Below are 17,795 nucleotides of genomic sequence, written 5' to 3'. Positions count from 1 at the left end.
AGACGAAACTAAGACAGAATCAAACTATCTGAAACAAAGTTGAAATAAAAATACAAAACATTTTAGAACCTTAATTCTAACAAGCCGGTAACAGATTACCGGCTTGTCTCTTTTGATAAAAATGGACCCGATCACTGATCCAGCAAAGAACCAAACACAACAATTGTTAGCCGTGGAAAAGTAAAGGAAAAGGGAAACGATTGAGATAGAAATCAAAGCTTAATTTTTTTGCTACTTATTTCCGATCCAATGATCGAATGGAATTTGCTATCTAAAGTAAACCTTTCTTTTTAAATTCTGTAATCACCACTTCTAAGTCAGCCGGCGAATCCACACCAAGATTGGCTTTGTCAGAAAGATACACCCCAATGGTTGATCCATTTTGTAAGGCACGCAGTTGTTCCAGAGACTCTACCGTTTCCCAATCGGATGGAGGGAGTTGGTTATAATTCATTAAGAAGTCACGTTCGTAAGCATAAATGCCTAAATGACGATGGTACTTCGCTTCTCCCTTAAAGGAGGCCGGGATCGGTGAACGAGAAAAATAATTGGCTCGTCCTTTATTGTCAAAAACCACCTTAACTTTGTTAGGGTCTTTTGGATCTTCTGCACTTGTAAATGGCACGGCGGCAGTTGTCATTTCCCAATTTCGGTGTTTGGTTTTTAAACCCACCACTCCATCAATTAAGGAAGCTTCCATTCCGGGTTCATCCCCTTGGATATTCACGATGATTCCGTAATTGGGATAGGTTTCTGCTACTTCAATGATTCTGTCGGTACCAGTGGGATGATCGGGGCTTGTGAGAACAGACTCACCCCCAAAACCCAATACCACATCATGGATTCGTTTGTCATCGGTGGCGACCACCAAACGGTGGAAAGACTTTGAAAGGGATGCGTGGTGGTAGGTCCACTGGATCATTGGTTTGGTTCCAATGAGGGCCAGTGGTTTTCCAGGAAATCGTGTGCTCGCAAAGCGTGCAGGGATCACACCGAGAATTTGGTCGGACATAGGTCCTAGTTTACTAAGAACTCGGTAAAGTAAACCTCTTTGATTTTTCCATTCGTCAAAATGTGATTTAAGTGGGCTTTGATTTCCTCACGTAAATCCAATTGGTTGGTGATGGATTTTAAATCATCTTTTGTTTTTCGAGCTATCACTAAGTTAATGATGTTTTGCATTTGAGCCACACGTGCCGCAAGTTCTGCAGATAGTGCAGGTTGGCCCGATTCAAATCCAAGAGACATCTTTAACTTCACAAAATGTGACTCACCTACATCAGAAGTATTCACTCGAAACTCTTCCTGGAATGTGTAAACTTCCAAAGGAGGGGGAGCTTTCACAAGAGAGATATTCTTTTGTTGTTTGAATACACTTGTTGCCGTCTTTTGAGCAACAAACATCGATATAACGGTTACAATGATAATCCCAAAAATGGCAGCAGCGATGTACAATAACCATTTTACAATGGGGGACATCCCGGCAGAGGCGGAACTACCTTCGGCTAACCCACCTTCTTCTTCATCTACTTCACGGTCACCCATGTTAAAATTCTCCTTCTACATTTGTTTCTGTGTTCGGCAAACGAGTGTCAGGGAGACCGTATTTACTTTCTCCTGGTCCTCGTTTGGTAGACTTCTCTGTTAAAATGATGATATCCACTCTTCTGTTAAAAGCCTTTGCTTCTGGTGTACCTTCATTTTCTAATACGAGAGGTCTATAGGATCCAAAACTAACCGCTTGGAACCAACTTGGTTCAATTTCTTCTGCATTGATCATAAATACAGTGGCATTCACGGCCCTAGCACCCGCCAAATCCCAGTTATTGATATATTCCCTTTCTTCACGACCTGGACGACTCACTGGATTCACGGCATCATCATCACTATGCCCTTCCACACGAACAAATCGTTCGAGTCCTTTGATAAGTCCTGCTGCTTTTCGTAAAGTTTCTCGGATCGCAGGCGTTAGGATAGCGGAACCTGGATAAAAATAATCAGCACCAACAAGAGAGATCACAAGCCCTCTTTCGTTTTCCGAGATGCGCACCTTACCTGCTTCCACTTCCGGTTTAAAAACTTCTTGTGCATCCTTTTTGGATTTGGAAAGGTTTCGTCCTACCACTTGTGATGGTAAAGATTCGATTTGCATTCCCATCTCTTCCAATGATCCTTTGGAAAGAGTTTGCCCACCTGTAAAAAATCCAGTGGTCGATTTAAATGCCGAGAGGATGATTTGCATCTCCTTTGCATCTGTTTTCCCTGTAGTATACAAAAGAATGAAGAAACAAAGGAGAAGTGTCACCATGTCCCCGTAAGTTGCCATGAACTCGGGAACTTTTTGGATACACTCAGGACATTTTTCTTTTTTAGACGCCATGACTAATGTTTAATCTCCGTCGTCTTTGAGTGCAGTTCGTTCTGCAGGAGTTAAGAAACTCGCCAACTTCTCTTTCACAATCCGAGGGTTGTCCCCTGATTGGATGGATAACGTTCCTTCTACCATGACTTGTTTGATCACAAGTTCATCTTCTGATCTGCGTGTCAGTTTTCTTACAACGGGAGCTGCAAATAAGTTCTGAGCGAGGGATCCGTACAATGTGGTAATGAGGGCCGTCGCCATACCTTGTCCAATCGCACTTGCATCCCCACCACCTAAGTTCTTTAACATCCCCACAAGACCCACAAGGGTCCCAAGCATCCCGAACCCTGGCGCAAAACCAGCGTAAGCATCCCACCAACCACGACCATAAGCATGCCGGGCTGCCGTGTTTCCAATTTCGGTTTCCATAATGTTACGAACCAGTTCAGGGTCTGTTCCATCCACAACGAGTTGGATTCCCTTCTTTAAAAATTCTTCTGGAAGTTCATTGATATCATCTTCTAAGGCAAGTAAACCTTCACGACGCGCCTTTTCAGAGAAACTCACAAGTGTCGTAATGAGTCCTGGTAAATCTGAGGGAGGGTTTTGGAAGGCTTTTTTGGTGACAGCTCCCACACCGATGGTCGATGTCCATGGGAATGAAATGATGGTCGCCGCTGCGGCACCACCAAATGTAATCATGACTGAGGGAATGTCAATTAAGTCGGTAAGGGAAAGACCCCCCGAGACAACCCCAAGTAACATCAAGGCCAAACCTAAGGCCAAACCAATGACTGTAGCTATATCCATTTTTTACGTTTCCTCGGTCTTCTCTTTGACTTGGGGGAGATTGTGGATCCTAGTTTGGTAGGACACCACCTTTTCCACAACTTCCGCCACGGACTCTAGTACAATGAATTTCTTTTCATTCACAAGAGTGATGATCGTATCTGGATTTGCTTCAATGGTCTCAATTAAATCTGCATTGAGAACAAATTCCGCACCTTTGAGTCGATGTAAAATGACCAAGAGATCCCCCTTCAGAGATTTCTATTTATGTCTATCGACTACCTTTCGAATTTCGCTTACGAATTTTTCTTCCGTGAATCGATTGATGGAATTTTGGAAATCCCAACGTTTGAATTGGGTTTTTTCGGCACGTTTGATGGCCTCATTTAAGGATTTAACTGTCTGTTCTTGGAAAAACACACCAGTTTTCCCCTCTTTGACCGATTCCAAGGCCCCACCTTTCCCATAGGCAATGACGGGTGTGGCATAGGCCTGCGATTCCACGGGGGTGATCCCGAAGTCTTCCATCCCCGGAAAGATGAAACCACGAGCCTTTTTGTAGAGTTCGATCACTTCTGGGCGTGGTAGACCTTTTTTCCATAGGATGTTTTTTGGGAGATTTTTCACTAGTTTTCCTTCTTCTTGGCCACCACCCACAAGAATGAGTGGTTTTCCATTTTCCCGAAACGCTTCAATCGCAAGGTCAATTTTTTTATAAGGAGCAAAGGCAGAGACCATGAGATAATAATCATCTTTGGAATTGTCATGCACACGAAAGTCTTGTGGCAAACAAGGTGGGTAAATGATCTTATAATCGCGACGGTAGTATTTTTGAATCCTTCGTCCCACAAAATGCGAGTTACATGTAAAAAAATCAACACGATTGGCAGATGCTGCATCCCAAGTTCGGAGATAATTAGCAATGGATTGTAAAAGAAAAAATTTAAACCCTTTCCTTGCTGGAAAATAATCATAATACATATCCCAAACATAACGCATTGGGCTATGTACATAACTCAAATGAAACGTGTCCGGGTGTGGGATCACCCCTTTGGCAACACAGTGAGAAGAACTGATCACCACATCGTATCCTTTTAAATCAAGTGATTCGATGGCTGTGGGAAATAACGGCAGATAATACCGATAGTATTTTTTTTTGAATGGGAGGTTGTTAGTAAACGCGGTTGTGATCTTTCGATCTTCTATCCGTGCGTTGAGTTTTCCTTTTTGATAAAACAAACTAAACAAATCAGCTTCAGGATAGGCCTTTAACATACTATCAAGAACAACTTCTCCACCGCGCATACCCGTAAGCCAATCATGTATAATAGCAACTTTCATTAATCCTGTGGTCCTATCCTTCTTCCTGTAATTGGCGTTGTACGGCCGTAATATGATGCTGTAATTAAAAATGGAATTGGCATGGTGTTCTCTAAATTTCTAGAACTTTCCATATACCTTCTTCCTTCTTTTCCGATGGTTTCCGCGTCTTTGATCGTCGCAAGAAGTTCATCATACATTTCAGTACTTCCAATGATTTTTGGAATCGTACCTTCTGTTTGATTTAATTTATCGGTGATGGAGCGAAAATCCAATGTGATTTGTCTGAGGTCCGATCTGTTTTCTTCCATTGTAGCTGACGTTGCCTTGAAAAAATCATCAAAATACCTTGCTGAAGGTAAGTAATCAGGAGATTTTTCTCCTTCTCGGAAGGTTGGTTTGAAAAAGGGGCGTTTCCCGTCTGAACTTCCTGGGTTGATATTGATGATCCGTCCTGAAAACAAGGTAATGGTTTGAAAATCAACTTCATAATTGTCCCAAAGAGTTAAAGGATCTTCTAACGCAATATGAAGTTCAATCGCATGATCCATGTTATGGTCAAGAAATCGACGATCGGGAACATCGATAAGAGGTCTGGAATCAATATGAGCCACATACCCCTTTGGGATTCCAAGGATTCGCACTTCTGTCCCTTCTTTGATCCCATCTATGCGAGAATAAAATAAAGAGAGTCTGTATGGATATTTTTTGGTAGGTCTGTCTGGTTGGATGACAGTTGTGAAAAATGCAAAAACCAAAATAGAAAAAAAAATGATACCTGTGATGGTTTCGTTGTTTATTTTTTTTGATTTCACGGGGGACTCAAAGTAATTTCCTTCAAAAGAAAGAGTTGGCAAGCAGATTTTACATGAGTGAATGGGATGAGATGAAAGCAGTCACCATTCTCAAATACGATGAATCCGAACCACAATTGGAACTCCGTGAAAAAGAAATTCCAACCCCGAAAGAGAACGAAGTAAGGATCAAAATCCACCTTTCGCCCATCAATCCATCTGACCTAATGTTCATTCGTGGATTGTACGGATTCAAAAAAAAGGCACCTGTTTCTGCAGGATTTGAAGCGAGTGGGATCGTGGATGCAGTCGGATCAGGAATCAAAACACTCAAAGTGGGAATGTCTGTCTCTTGTGTTGCCCCACAAAATGATGGGTCTTGGGCCGAATATATGATCACAACAGAAGACAACTGTTTGCCGTTAGTGGATGGTGTCACACTGGACGAAGGATCTAGTTTTTTTGTAAACCCAATGACCGCCTGGGCGATGGTCTCTCGTTGCCAAAAAGAAGGACATGGAGCCATGATCCAAACTGCCGCCGCAAGTGCCCTTGGCAAAATGGTGGTTCGCCTCTGCAAAGAAAAAGGAATCCCTCTAATCAATGTTGTGCGAAAAAAAGAACAAGAGGATAACCTTTTGGCCATTGGAGCAGAAAATATTCTCAACTCCTCTTCTCCCAACTACCAAAAAGATTTATATAAAATTTCTAAAAAGCTAAATGCAACTTATGCAATCGATGCAGTGGCCGGAGAAACAGCACAATCCCTTGTGGAATGTATGCCTTATGGATCAAAAATTGTTTGTTACGGTGCGTTGTCAGAAAAACCATTTGCGGTCAATGCTGGAATCATGTTGTTTCAGAACAAAAAGATCGAAGGTTTTTGGTTATCCTCTTGGATCTATGAAATAGGATTGGAAGAGTTTCAAAAACAAGCAAAAGAAGCACAGACGTATTTAAAAACAGTTTTCCAAACCAAAATCAACAAACGATTTAAGTTTGAAGATTTTAAAGAAGGATTAGAATTTTATAAACAACACATGACAGAAGGGAAGGTAGTCTTTGGTCCGTAAAAGTTTCCAATTCCTTTGGATCACGGCTTTTGTATCGTTTACAATTTCACATTGTATCAGCGATACCAAAAAAAATTTAGATAGTTTAAAGGCGTGTAAGTTTGATTTGGTGGATGTTCGAGTCGAACTGAAACCAAATCCTAGTTTTCCTTTGATTCCCTTATTAGATTTATACCCACAAATTTCGGTGATCAATCCCAATCCAACGAAGGTGAGCATTTACGAATTTGATTTGGACATCGAACTTGTGACCAAAAATGGGAAAGAATACATTGGAAAACTCCAAAACCAGAGCCCTGTTGAAGTGGAACCGAATTCGGAAACGTTGGTTGTTCTCAAACTTGTCCCGGAACAAAAAGGATCTATCCTTCCCAAACTTTTGAGTTTAGCCAATCATCTTGCAGAAGCCGCCAAAAAAGGGGAATCAGCAGAGTTTGAAATTTATGGAACTGTCCAAGTGGATAGCGTTTTTGGGAAATTACCTCTTCCTGTACGAGAAGTTTCTCGCATCAAACTGAAAAAATGAATTCAAATTCCTTGCCTCGTTTCCTGCTAATGTTTGTTTGTTGTATGCAATTCCATTGTATCCAAAATCGAGATGATTTGTTTTATTCTGCCACCGAAGGAAATCAAAAAATTTTTGAAAATTATGCTCTCAAAAACTCTGCCTGTGGAGCCAATAAATTACCTGGTTCCCTTGCTTTAGGTAGGGTCAAAATTGACGATGCCAAACTTTGTTTTCGGGCAATTGAACTCACCAGTTGCCCAAGTTGGAATACCGAGGGATTTACGCCTGATCCATGTAAGGTGATTGGAACAAGCTTCCGATAATTATGTTACGTTATTTATTTGATTTATCCACAGCAGAGATTTTTCTTTTTGTTGCACTGGGACTTGCTGGAGTATTTTTAATTTTATTTGGAAAGTTACGTAAAAAAGAATCAACTTCCAATCCAAAATCCAAACCAGGACCCTCATCCGACGATCCCAATCGAACTGCTGATGGAAAATCCAAAAAAGATTCCAAAGGATCAAAAGATAACAACCTAAAGGTGATGGAAATTTTTGACTATAATGGTACAAAAATCCTCCACCAAGACGGAGCTTATACAGTCAATGACCAAGGAGTTGTCACCAATTATATGAATTGGAATTTGCTCCCCACCAAATACCAAAAAATGGTGAAAGAGCTTGATAATCGTTCGTTAGGTGAAAAAGGAGAGGATTATTTTTTAGAAATGATCAATGGTTTTTATTATGTATCTCTGCCGGGTGGAAAAAAAAAGAGATATGATTCGATCCAAAGTATCCCAGCAGACATACGCAAACGATTGGGCGTTTAAAAAGTCATTTAAGCAGATAGGACTTCCACTTTCTTTTTGTTTTTTGCCTCAGCTCTGTTTTTTGAAGCTTCCATCTTCTCTTGTTTTTTTGTTAGGTCACGACTCATCCCTTCATCCAACACTTTTTTAGGAGGTTTTTTTAAATCCCAAACAATCCCAAACCAACTGAGTACTTTCAGGATGTAATAGGTCACATCAATCTCATACCAATAAAAACCTTGGTTCACCGACGAACAATAGTAATGGTGGTTGTTATGCCATCCTTCACCCATCGTGAGTAAGGCAAGCCAAACATTGTTTTTACTTGTATCTCTCGATTCATAACGAACCGAACCATACACATGAGAAAGTGAATTGATGGTCCATGTAGCGTGGCCTAAAATGAATGTCGAAACCGCATAGCCATACACAAGCCAACCCCATCCACCAACAACATACAAGAGGATCGCGTACGTTAACGGTGGGATCCAATGGTTACGATCAAGCCATCTGAGTTCGGGGAATTTGTAAAAGTCAGGGATGAGCTTTGCTTCGTAGTCGTTGTAATCATCTCTTAAAAACCAAAACATATGGGAATACCAAAAACCTTTTCTGCTCGGAGAATGGATGTCCTTTTCGGTATCCGAGTATTTGTGATGGTTCCTATGGTGTGCCGCCCACCACAGGGCACCTTTTTGCATGGACATTGCTCCAATCCAGGCCAAAACAAATTGAAAGACCCGAGATGTTTTGAAAGAGGCATGGGAAAAATAACGGTGGTAAGCACCAGTAATCCCGAACATACGAAGGAAATAAGAACCGACAGCAACCCAAACCAAATTCCAGGAAAACGGGACGGTAAATACCAATAAGACAGTCGCTTGGACGAGGAAAAATAAAACTAGAAAAAGAAAAGGTGCCTGTTCTTTGACAACAGGTTCCACCGAAGAAGATGCAGAATTCATTCAATAACCTATACTCATTGGAGTCTTCCGAGCTCGATTGGTTGCAAAAAAATTCATTCTACTTGATTCCCGATTTGCCTCTCCTACCCTGTCCATAAACCCATGTCATCGAAAATCGTTGTCCAAAAATACGGTGGAACCTCAGTTGGTGACACCACTAAAATTAAAAACGTGGCCAAACGCATCAAACGTTACCACGACGAAGGCCAAAAGGTTGCCGTTGTTGTTTCTGCAATGGGACATACTACTGACGAACTCGTAGACCTTGCTGACCAAATCTCAAAAAATCCTCCGAAACGTGAAATGGATATGTTACTCTCTACGGGAGAACAAGTTTCGATCGCATTACTTGCCATCGCTCTCAATGAGTTAGGAGTCCCAGCCCAATCCTTTACTGGATCCCAATTAAAAATCTTAACCGATGGCAACTTTTCCAATGGAAAAATTGAAATGATCGACCGTTCTAGGATCGACGAAGCGTTTAACAAGGGAAAGGTGGTAATCGTTGCAGGATTTCAAGGAATCGACAAAGACGAAAATATTGTCACCTTAGGACGGGGGGGAAGTGATACTTCGGCTGTAGCACTCGCAGCGGCTCTCGGTGCTGACGAATGTGAAATTTATACCGATGTGGATGGCGTGTATACAGCAGACCCAAGAAAAATCCCAACGGCAAAAATGCACAAACAAATCACTTACGAAGAGATGTTAGAACTCGCAAGCCTTGGAGCTGGAGTCCTTCATTCACGTAGTGTTGAATTAGGAATGAATTACAACGTGGTAATCCACGTACGATCTAGTTTCCATGACAAACCGGGAACATTAGTAATGAGTGAGGATAAAATTATGGAAAAAATGAAAGTGAGCGGAGTGACAGCGAAAGGGGACCAAGCGCGTGTTACCATTGCAGATGTAAAAGACAAACCAGGGATCGCAGCCGACCTTTTCACCCAATTATCCAACAAGGATGTCATCGTTGATGTCATAGTCCAATCCTCACCAAGAGATGGAATCAATACCATTTCCTTTACCATCGCAAAAAAAGATATCACGGCCGCAAAACCAATCATAGAAGCTTATGCGAAAGAACACGGCAACGGCAAAGCAGAAATCGACGAAAACATTTCGATTGTTTCGGCTGTGGGTGTTGGAATGAAATCACATGTTGGGGTTGCCGCAAAGATGTTCCAATCTTTAGCAGAAAAAAATATCAACATTGAAATGATTTCGACTTCTGAGATCAAAATTTCTTGTGTCATCAAACAAAACCAAGCGGAAGACGCAGTAAAAGCTTTACACACTACCTTTATCGGGTAGATTTATGACCGTATGCAAAAGAGACCTCGATTCCAACGTTATTTCGTTTTCATTTTTGCTGCGGTTGTTAGCGTTTCCCTCACCGTCCCTACAAATCCACTCGGCTCCTATGAGTCGCTGAATGCTGTCCTTGCCATCGTTGGACCAAAATCCATATCCACTTTGGATTATGAAGAAGGTGTGGAACGATACAAAAACCTTTCTCGCTTTTTTCCAAATTACCGCAAAAAAGGATCCCTACATTCACAGGTCATCGACTTCTTAATTGACCGAGCCGTCGTCGACAATGTTGCCGACGAAGAATCCATTCAAGTAAACGAAAAACGAATTGAAGCTGAAATCCAAAAGAGGATGGAAGCACAAGGAATCAGTGATTTGGAACAATTTAAAAAATCCGTCCAGTCACAATTTAATCTACCGTACGATGTTTGGTTAGATGACCTTCCCTACCAAATCAAAAAAGGACAACTTTTACAAATCAAAGTCAGTCCACCTTTACCTTCTGAACAAGAAGTTCAATCTTGGTATAACAAAAACAAGGCGAAAGTGGGGAATGAATTTAAGTTTCGTGAACTGGTATTTTCTCCGGCCAATGGTTCCATCGAAGAAGAATCACGATTATTCAACGAACTCACCGAAATCCGAAACAAATCCTTACAAGATCCTTCCTTTTTCAAACTTGTTGCTTCAGGCCCAAGAAATGAATCTCGTTACAGATTGAATGGTGGACTTGTCAATTATGTGCCTACATTTGAATTATATAAAACACAACCTACCACTGCTTCCGTATTAGCACAAGTTGGTGGTCAGGGAAAATTTTCGGAAGTATTCCGTGACGATAGAAAACGATATTGTTTGGTTTACATCGAAGGGATGAGACCAACACCATTGGATGCAGTGCGAAAAGGGATCCAAGGTTTTTTGTTTCGCGAGAAGGAACAAACTTCATTTGAAGAATGGGTCGTTGCCACTCGAAAAAATACATCCATTACCATCTTTGATCCAATTTATATCAAAGAACACAATATCAGTAACCCAGAAGAGAAGTACAATTCAGATTAATGACAAACCGTAAGGAATATCATCCCAGTTTCGCGGTTGTTTATTTAGACAGCCCAACGCTTACATTTTTAGAATCAAATTTTGATGTGAATCTTGTTGATTCGTTTCTTAAAAAACTACATAAAGTATTTCCAAATATTAACATTCATATGAATGTTTCGAAGCCAATAAAATCAATGTTAGAGGCTGGATCACAAACAAAGTTTTTTGAATTTTACGAATCCATACCTTCTGAAATTGAATTCATCAAACAAATTGGAAGTTTGCTTCCTGAATCTGTATTCAAAGATCCAGAATGGGATGAAGTTTGTTTTTTATATTTTACCGGTATTTCTCCAATCTTAGATCCTAAACTTACAGAAAAAATTTGGAACCGTCATAAAAACTTTTTTAGCCAATATTCTTATTCTGAAAATATTCCACCAGGACTCATTCCCACCGTCATCACTAGAGAATTTTTAACTTCGTTGCCAGACCATCTAACAACCGATATTCACTCATTTTTTCTAAAGAATATCAATCAATACGATGTGGATATTTTTTTCCAATCTCCTGATCTGCGCCAATTACGATTGGATTTCCGTTTCAATTCCCCTCGTTCGAAAATGCTCATCCAAGGGTTACAAAAAATTGCGGAGGATGTTCCTTATGAGAACCTACTTTCAATTTTAAAACAAAACCCTGAATTGTATCGCAGTTTCCCATCATATTTAGAGTGGGAGATTTATAAAGGATGCGAGCTCGCCTGTGTATTTTGTCCACGCGAGTTTATAGATAAATCAAATGATGGAAGTTTTGTATCGTTAGATGTTACAAAACAAATTATCAATCGATTCCAGAATGAATTAACCTCTCCTATCACCATTAGTTTGTCAGGAAATGGGGAACCACTTTTACATCCAAATTTTGTTGCCATAGTCAAAGAAATTCTCACACTTTCCCAACTCAAAGAACTCATCATTGAAACAGCTTTGTACAAAAATGTGGATCAGTTGTTTTCTCTCATCAATGATTTGGACCCAAAACTCAAAGAAAAACTTTGTATCATAACCAATGTAACCACATTAAAAGAAGATACATACCAATCTTTGTATGGAAAAAATGAACTATCTCAAGTATTAGAATCAATTGACTCACTTTCGAAGATCCTTCCTCAAAATTCTCTTTATGTTCAAATGATTAAAATGAAAGAAGTGGAAGATGAAATTGATCCTTACTTTACTTTTTTTGAGAAAAAAGGGATTCAAATCATCTTACAAAAATACAATCGTTTTGCTGGGAAGTTGCCTGAACGAAGAGTGAGTGACCTTACACCGATTCATAGAGATTTTTGTTGGCACCTAATTCGTGATATTTACCTTTCCGTATCTGGTGAAGTTTCTATTTGCAAACAAAACCAGACAGAAATGATCGGTAATCTTCTCTCTGAGTCTTTGTCTGAAGTTTGGAAAAAAGGATTGGATTCGTTTCGCCATAGTTTCAACGGTGAACATGATTTAATCCCCGCTCCGTGTTTGAATTGTGATGAGTGGTACACCTTCAACGCATAATAGTTTTGCCTTCATCCAGGCAAGACTTGGCTCCACAAGATTTCCTAAAAAAATTCTAAAACCAATACCAGAAGGTTCTAATTCTACATTTTTGGATCATATCCATCGCCGCCTCTCTACTGTCTTTGAAAAAAACCAAATCGTATTTTTGATTCCAGAATCTGATGAGGAATCCATTCAATTTTTAAATTCACGAGGTTACCTTTATTTCTGCGGTTCCGAATTGGATGTCAGAGATAGATTCCGAAAGGCTAGCAAACATTTTGGGGCAGAACACATATTTCGGCTAACAGCTGATAATCCATTTATTGATATAGATTCCATTCGGTATCTATATGAGGCCGTTTTAGAAATTAAAGATACTTATTATAGTTTATCAATGCTAGGCCTTCCTCTGGGAATGGGAGTAGAATGTTTTTCTGCAGAGTCCTTGTTTTACGAGTCAGATAGTACAAATTTGGAACGGCACAAGGAACATGTTTCGTTGCATATAAAAGAATTTCCAGATATCCATAAACAATATCGTCTTTCTCCTCCTCATTTACAACGAAACGATTCAATGTTTCAAAAACAGTTTAAAGAAATTTCTAAACTTCGGATTACCGTAGATGAATGGAAAGATTATCAATTGATTTGTAATATTTGGAACACTTTAGGAGATAAGAATCCTAACTTTGGAGCAGATGAGGTATACCTACTATTCCAAACCAATCCAAATTTATTTGATATCAATGCCAATGTGGAGCAAGTGATTTTTGATTTACCTAAAAATGAAAATTTAAAGAAACAAGTGAACATTCTTTATGGGAACCCGAGTTTTTATGGATACGGACATTTTGAACGCTGTAAGTCTTTATCTATTTTTTTACAAATCAATGGATATGCAGTCAAATTGATGGATCATTTTGATGAAAAAGAATCAGAAATTCCGCATATATTGGATCTAAGAGAAACAGAATTTCCAATTCAAAATACGTTTTACATCGATAACCTTAACCATCCACCTAACAATCTAAACGCTATTTTTTTTCTACCCCATCCTTCTCATCCGATTAAAAATCAGAATTTACTTTCTTATTTCAGTTCGCCACTATCAGAACTCAAAAGTAATCAAAAAGAAATCCCAGGTAAACTTTTAGTTTATGCTGGACAATTGGAAGAAAAACAATCAGAACAAATTGACAACTACCTATTACCATTCCTTAACACTTCTAATGATTCCCAAACTCCCATATTCCAATTTGTACTTCGAATTGGTGGAACCAAACCAAAGGATCCAAATATCAACTTTATCCCTAGGATTTCGTATCTGGAATTTTTGAGAGAAATGGACTCATCCGAATGGATATTGACTTATTTTGGGCAAACGATGATGGAAGCCGTTGTGAAAGGCAAAAAAGTATCATTGATTGGAATCTCAGAAATCCATGATACTTTAGGTCGTTATGCAGAAAAAGAATTAGGCATCCCTTATGTTGGTAAGTTATCAGATCTTTCTAAAATTGAAACGTTTCCGAACAAAACGGAAACAAAGAAAATCAATTATGTTCGCGATGCCCATAAACAAATCTTAAATTGGTTAAATACCATTGTTCCAAATTGATATGAAAAAAACTCAAACCTTTCTACTGTTTTTCCTGTTACTTTTCCTTTCACTAGTTTCCATTTCTGCAGATGCAGAAGACCAGGAATCGATTGAGATCAATGCAAAGATTGAAATCGAAAAGGTAAGTCGTAATATCATCAACGCACTTCGGTATGGTAAGTTTGTTTTGGCAGATGCGGAATGGAAAAAAATCCAAACAGAAGTTTATAAACCCTTTGCCGAATACGACTATCTGAATGGAAGTTTGCTCTATACCAGAATGGAATGGCAAGAAGCCAAAGAAAGTTTGAATAAGGCATTAAAAAAAGAACCAAACCATGAGGCTGCTAGTTTCCTTTTAGGAATGATTTATGCGCAAGAAGATAGTTGGGCAGAAGCAAAAGAAACATGGCTCGAAACCAACCAAATCTCTCCTTACAATCCATTTTATCATTATAACTTAGGACTTTCTTACTATATTCTAAAAGACTTTCAAAATGCGATCTCGTCCTTAAACAAATCATTAGAATACAAAGCCAATTACAATGAAGCCAAACTGATTTTGGCAAAAACCTACTTGGAACTGAACCAAGTGGAGAAAGCCAAAAATGAACTCACATCTATTTTGGAACAAGATCCGAAACACATGTTAGCTTCCCATTTAATGGGCCGGGTTGTCTATCTAATGGACAAAGATCCGAAAAAATCTCTCACCTATTTAAAAAATCCAAGAGCTCTTGGTTGGAGAGAAAAAAAAGTATATGCACGTTGTTATTTTGAAATGCGTAAATGGCGAGAAGCTGAGAATTTGCTCCGGCCTATCGCCTACTCTCCGTTTGCTGACGAATATGATCAAAGCTTTTATTTAAACTTACTTCTCAATTTAGGTTTTGATGAAAGAGCTAATGATTTTTTCCATTTCATCCAAAAACAATCTCAAAATGAATCCAAAATTGCAGAAGCGTACAGAATGTTACTCTCTTCCCGTGAAGGAAAAGATTTGTTGTACCATAATTTTAAATTGCGTTACTAATGGGATACGTTTCCAAACTGTCTAAGGTCTGCAAAATGGCGAAGTCCTTCTGTAAGTAAGACAACCATTTCTGTTAAAATTTTAATGAATCAGATTCGGATTGAAGATTTGTTCAGAAATCAATTCCAATTCCATTCAGAAGTTAATCGATCAAAATTATATTCTAAAACGAATTGGATTTATTTTTAAGAAACGACAATATCAGTTTTGGCTTGGGTATACTTCCACTCAACCGCTACACGAATCAATTTTTCGTTTTCAGTGATGCTGAGTTTCGATTTGATTCGAGATCGTAGGGTTTCAATTGTAGATGGGGCAAGGCCCATATTGGCTGCGATTTCTTTCACCGGCATACCTTCTCCAATCATGAGAAACACTTCCAATTCACGATTGGACAATCTATCGATTGGATCCTTTTCGTCTTTCTGGGATGCACGATACAGATGCCCAAGGAGCCTTGTCGCTTGGGATGAACTCACGAAATAATCACCTTTTAGAACGGTATGGATTGCTTCTACAATTTGTGTGGTTGTGTCTTCTTTGAAAACATAACCCATCGCACCTAATTTAAATGCACGATCCACAAAAGTATCATCCGTCAACATACTGATAATGATGACGGCAATATTTGGAAATGTTGTCCTCAGACGTTTCAAAAGTTGCAAACCATTTTGGTTTTGTTTGAGTTGGATATCAATCAGAACCAATGTCGGTTGCATTTGTTCTATATCGTTAAATGCTTTTTCAATATTATCTGCACTTCCAATACACTCTAAATCTTCCGATTTAGCAATTAGGTTTTGTAGTGCATCTACTACAAGAGGATGGTCATCAACGATATAGACTTGTTTTTTCATAACTTCCGACTCTAAGATTCTTTTAAAGCTGCGATCATTTCTTGCGTTGCCTTTTTACCATCACCAAACAACATCAAACAGTTGTCAGCAATGAATAATGGATTAGGAACTCCAGCAAAGCCTGGACTCAAACTTCTTTTGATCACAACTACCGTTTTTGCGTTTCCAACATCCAATATCGGCATTCCAGCAATTGGAGATTTTGGATCTGTTTTTGCAAGAGGGTTAGTTACATCATTGGCACCATTCACAATCACAACATCAACATTTTCGAAAGTACTATTGATCTCGTCCATCTCTTTCAATCGATCATAAGGAATATCTGCTTCTGCAAGTAAAACGTTCATGTGACCAGGCATACGACCTGCAACTGGATGGATTGCAAAGGTAACATCAATTCCACGAGCAGTGAGTAATTGGTATAAATCTCTCACGGTATGTTGTGCTTGTGCAACTGCCATTCCGTATCCTGGAACAATCACTACACTTCTTGCTACATCGAGTAACATTGCCACTTCTTCGGCACTCGTTGACTTCACTTTACCTGAGTAAAAATCGCCATCATCTTTCATTTCTGTAGCGACAGCCCCGAATCCACCAAAAAGAACATTCGTCAAACTACGATTCATCGCTTTACACATAATTTGTGTAAGAATGATTCCAGATGCACCAACGAGTGATCCTGCAATGATGAGAACATTATTGTTGAGAACAAATCCTGTAGCAGATGCAGCGATACCGGAATAGGAGTTGAGGAGTGAAATCACAACTGGCATATCAGCTCCACCAATCGGAATCACAAGGAAGATCCCAAGAAATAAACTGACTCCACTGAGAATCCAATAGATCGATTCGTCAGTTGGTTCCAAACATCCGTAAACACCGAGTCCTACTGCTGTCAGTCCTACGAGAATTTTGACCAGTTGGTCACCTGGGTAACGAACTGCTTTTTCTGTGATAAAACCTTGTAACTTACCAAAAGCGATAAAACTTCCAGAGAAGGTGATCCCACCTACGATGGCGGAAAACACGATCGATACAATTTCTTGGTAATTGACTGCGTACTGATATTTAGGAATAGAGAGTTGTAATGCTGCACCAGCGACAAAAACGGAAGCGATACCACCAAATCCGTTTAATACGGCAACAAGCTGTGGCATCGCAGTCATTTGGATTTTGATCGCAAGGACGATCCCAATTACGGAACCGATGAGAACCCCAACCGCAATCCACTCATACGATAAAATTTCTCGGTCAAAAAGTGTGGCAACAACCGCAATGAGCATCCCAAGGGCACCAAGGAAGTTTCCTCGAGTTGCTGTTTTAGGATGCGCGAGTTGTTTGATTCCTACGATGAATAGGATGGATGCTATGAGGTAAGCGAGATTTAAAATACTAATGAGTTCCATTATTTTGGTGCATCCTTTTTCTTAAACATGCCAAGCATTCTATGAGTGACAAGAAATCCACCCACAACGTTGATAGTGGCAAAAATTACCGAGAGTAATCCTAAAATTTTGGTCATATTACTCTCTTGGATCCCTGCGGCATACAGTGCCCCAATCAAAGTGATGCCGGAAATGGCGTTGGAACCCGACATAAGTGGGGTGTGGAGGATGGGAGGGATTTTTGTGATGATTTCAAATCCCACGAAGATCGCGAGGACGAAAATCGTGACGGCTGTAACAAATATTTCCATAAACTAGTAGTAGTTATGGAAAAAATGGCCATTTTGGAAACAAAATTTTAGGGAATTTTCCGTAAAC

The 17,795-nt window shown here is 39.6% G+C and carries 20 protein-coding genes; 9 read left to right on the top strand and 11 right to left on the bottom strand.

What is annotated here, in order from left to right; translation table 11 throughout:
- Positions 1–271 precede the first annotated feature (271 nt).
- Genes kdsB through LEPBI_RS00950 form a run of 7 tightly spaced genes read right to left on the bottom strand, consistent with a single transcriptional unit; the run spans position 272 to position 5,286 of the window.
- Positions 272–1,012 carry a 3-deoxy-manno-octulosonate cytidylyltransferase gene (gene kdsB / locus LEPBI_RS00980; RefSeq protein ID WP_012387232.1) on the bottom strand — a complete coding sequence of 247 codons (741 nt, stop codon included), beginning with the start codon at positions 1,010–1,012 and terminating at the stop codon, positions 272–274.
- Between the two features lie 5 nt (positions 1,013–1,017).
- Entirely contained in the window at positions 1,018–1,545 is a 528-nt protein-coding gene (locus LEPBI_RS00975; RefSeq protein WP_002972703.1) for a flagellar basal body-associated FliL family protein, read from the bottom strand.
- A 1-nt stretch (position 1,546) separates the two neighbouring features.
- Entirely contained in the window at positions 1,547–2,380 is an 834-nt protein-coding gene (gene motB, locus LEPBI_RS00970) for a flagellar motor protein MotB (RefSeq protein ID WP_012387231.1), read from the bottom strand.
- Between the two features lie 9 nt (positions 2,381–2,389).
- Positions 2,390–3,172 carry a motility protein A gene (locus LEPBI_RS00965; protein ID WP_012387230.1) on the bottom strand — a complete coding sequence of 261 codons (783 nt, stop codon included), beginning with the start codon at positions 3,170–3,172 and terminating at the stop codon, positions 2,390–2,392.
- 3 nt (positions 3,173–3,175) lie between these two features.
- The gene (locus LEPBI_RS00960; protein ID WP_012387229.1) at positions 3,176–3,391 is read right to left on the bottom strand and encodes a flagellar FlbD family protein; all 216 of its coding nucleotides are present in this window, start codon (positions 3,389–3,391) and stop codon (positions 3,176–3,178) included.
- Between the two features lie 21 nt (positions 3,392–3,412).
- Positions 3,413–4,492, bottom strand: a complete 1,080-nt coding sequence (locus tag LEPBI_RS00955; RefSeq protein ID WP_012387228.1) for a glycosyltransferase — start codon at positions 4,490–4,492, stop codon at positions 3,413–3,415.
- Complete coding sequence (locus LEPBI_RS00950) at positions 4,492–5,286, bottom strand: MlaD family protein (RefSeq protein ID WP_012387227.1); 795 nt, start codon at positions 5,284–5,286, stop codon at positions 4,492–4,494. Before LEPBI_RS00950 ends, LEPBI_RS00955 begins: the two co-directional genes overlap by 1 nt.
- 53 nt (positions 5,287–5,339) lie before the next feature.
- Between LEPBI_RS00950 and LEPBI_RS00945 the strand changes: the two genes are divergently transcribed.
- Genes LEPBI_RS00945 through LEPBI_RS00930 form a run of 4 tightly spaced genes read left to right on the top strand, consistent with a single transcriptional unit; the run spans position 5,340 to position 7,681 of the window.
- Positions 5,340–6,338: a zinc-binding dehydrogenase gene (locus LEPBI_RS00945; protein WP_012387226.1), complete on the top strand. Its 999-nt coding sequence runs from the start codon at positions 5,340–5,342 to the stop codon at positions 6,336–6,338.
- Positions 6,328–6,864, top strand: coding sequence for an LEA/WHy family protein (locus LEPBI_RS00940; RefSeq protein ID WP_012387225.1), 537 nt, complete (start codon positions 6,328–6,330; stop codon positions 6,862–6,864). The genes LEPBI_RS00945 and LEPBI_RS00940 overlap by 11 nt, the downstream gene beginning before the upstream one ends.
- Positions 6,861–7,169: an LIC13255 family lipoprotein gene (locus LEPBI_RS00935; protein ID WP_012387224.1), complete on the top strand. Its 309-nt coding sequence runs from the start codon at positions 6,861–6,863 to the stop codon at positions 7,167–7,169. The genes LEPBI_RS00940 and LEPBI_RS00935 overlap by 4 nt, the downstream gene beginning before the upstream one ends.
- Before the next feature lie 2 nt (positions 7,170–7,171).
- The gene (locus LEPBI_RS00930; RefSeq protein WP_012387223.1) at positions 7,172–7,681 is read left to right on the top strand and encodes a hypothetical protein; all 510 of its coding nucleotides are present in this window, start codon (positions 7,172–7,174) and stop codon (positions 7,679–7,681) included.
- Positions 7,682–7,689: 8 nt separating this feature from the next.
- Here LEPBI_RS00930 and LEPBI_RS00925 read toward each other — a convergent pair whose 3' ends face one another.
- Positions 7,690–8,625: an acyl-CoA desaturase gene (locus tag LEPBI_RS00925; RefSeq protein WP_012387222.1), complete on the bottom strand. Its 936-nt coding sequence runs from the start codon at positions 8,623–8,625 to the stop codon at positions 7,690–7,692.
- A 102-nt stretch (positions 8,626–8,727) separates the two neighbouring features.
- On the opposite strand from LEPBI_RS00925, the gene LEPBI_RS00920 reads away from it, so the two are divergent.
- The 5 genes from LEPBI_RS00920 to LEPBI_RS00900 are packed head-to-tail and all read left to right on the top strand — an operon-like array spanning position 8,728 to position 15,172.
- Positions 8,728–9,942: an aspartate kinase gene (locus LEPBI_RS00920; protein ID WP_012387221.1), complete on the top strand. Its 1,215-nt coding sequence runs from the start codon at positions 8,728–8,730 to the stop codon at positions 9,940–9,942.
- 12 nt (positions 9,943–9,954) lie between these two features.
- Entirely contained in the window at positions 9,955–11,004 is a 1,050-nt protein-coding gene (locus tag LEPBI_RS00915; protein WP_012387220.1) for a putative peptidyl-prolyl cis-trans isomerase, read from the top strand.
- Positions 11,004–12,554, top strand: a complete 1,551-nt coding sequence (locus LEPBI_RS00910; protein WP_012387219.1) for a spiro-SPASM protein — start codon at positions 11,004–11,006, stop codon at positions 12,552–12,554. The genes LEPBI_RS00915 and LEPBI_RS00910 overlap by 1 nt, the downstream gene beginning before the upstream one ends.
- A complete protein-coding gene (locus LEPBI_RS00905) occupies positions 12,529–14,157 on the top strand; it encodes a cytidylyltransferase domain-containing protein (RefSeq protein ID WP_012476077.1) in 1,629 nt (542 codons plus the stop codon). Before LEPBI_RS00910 ends, LEPBI_RS00905 begins: the two co-directional genes overlap by 26 nt.
- Position 14,158: 1 nt before the next feature.
- Positions 14,159–15,172 (top strand): tetratricopeptide repeat protein, encoded by a 1,014-nt coding sequence (locus LEPBI_RS00900; protein WP_012387217.1) that lies wholly within the window; start codon positions 14,159–14,161, stop codon positions 15,170–15,172.
- A gap of 185 nt (positions 15,173–15,357) precedes the next feature.
- On the opposite strand, the gene LEPBI_RS00895 is transcribed toward LEPBI_RS00900, so the two are convergent.
- The 3 genes from LEPBI_RS00895 to LEPBI_RS00885 are packed head-to-tail and all read right to left on the bottom strand — an operon-like array spanning position 15,358 to position 17,728.
- Positions 15,358–16,029, bottom strand: a complete 672-nt coding sequence (locus tag LEPBI_RS00895) for a response regulator transcription factor (protein WP_012387216.1) — start codon at positions 16,027–16,029, stop codon at positions 15,358–15,360.
- Between the two features lie 11 nt (positions 16,030–16,040).
- Positions 16,041–17,438, bottom strand: coding sequence for an NAD(P)(+) transhydrogenase (Re/Si-specific) subunit beta (locus LEPBI_RS00890; protein WP_012387215.1), 1,398 nt, complete (start codon positions 17,436–17,438; stop codon positions 16,041–16,043).
- Positions 17,438–17,728 (bottom strand): NAD(P) transhydrogenase subunit alpha part 2, encoded by a 291-nt coding sequence (locus LEPBI_RS00885; RefSeq protein ID WP_012387214.1) that lies wholly within the window; start codon positions 17,726–17,728, stop codon positions 17,438–17,440. Before LEPBI_RS00885 ends, LEPBI_RS00890 begins: the two co-directional genes overlap by 1 nt.
- Between the last annotated feature and the right edge of the window lie 67 nt (positions 17,729–17,795).

Origin of the sequence: Leptospira biflexa serovar Patoc strain 'Patoc 1 (Paris)', from assembly GCF_000017685.1 — a bacterium.
GTDB lineage: Bacteria > Spirochaetota > Leptospiria > Leptospirales > Leptospiraceae > Leptospira_A > Leptospira_A biflexa.
Note: the sequence above shows the minus strand (reverse complement) of the source record. Positions and strands in the feature narration are given on the sequence as shown.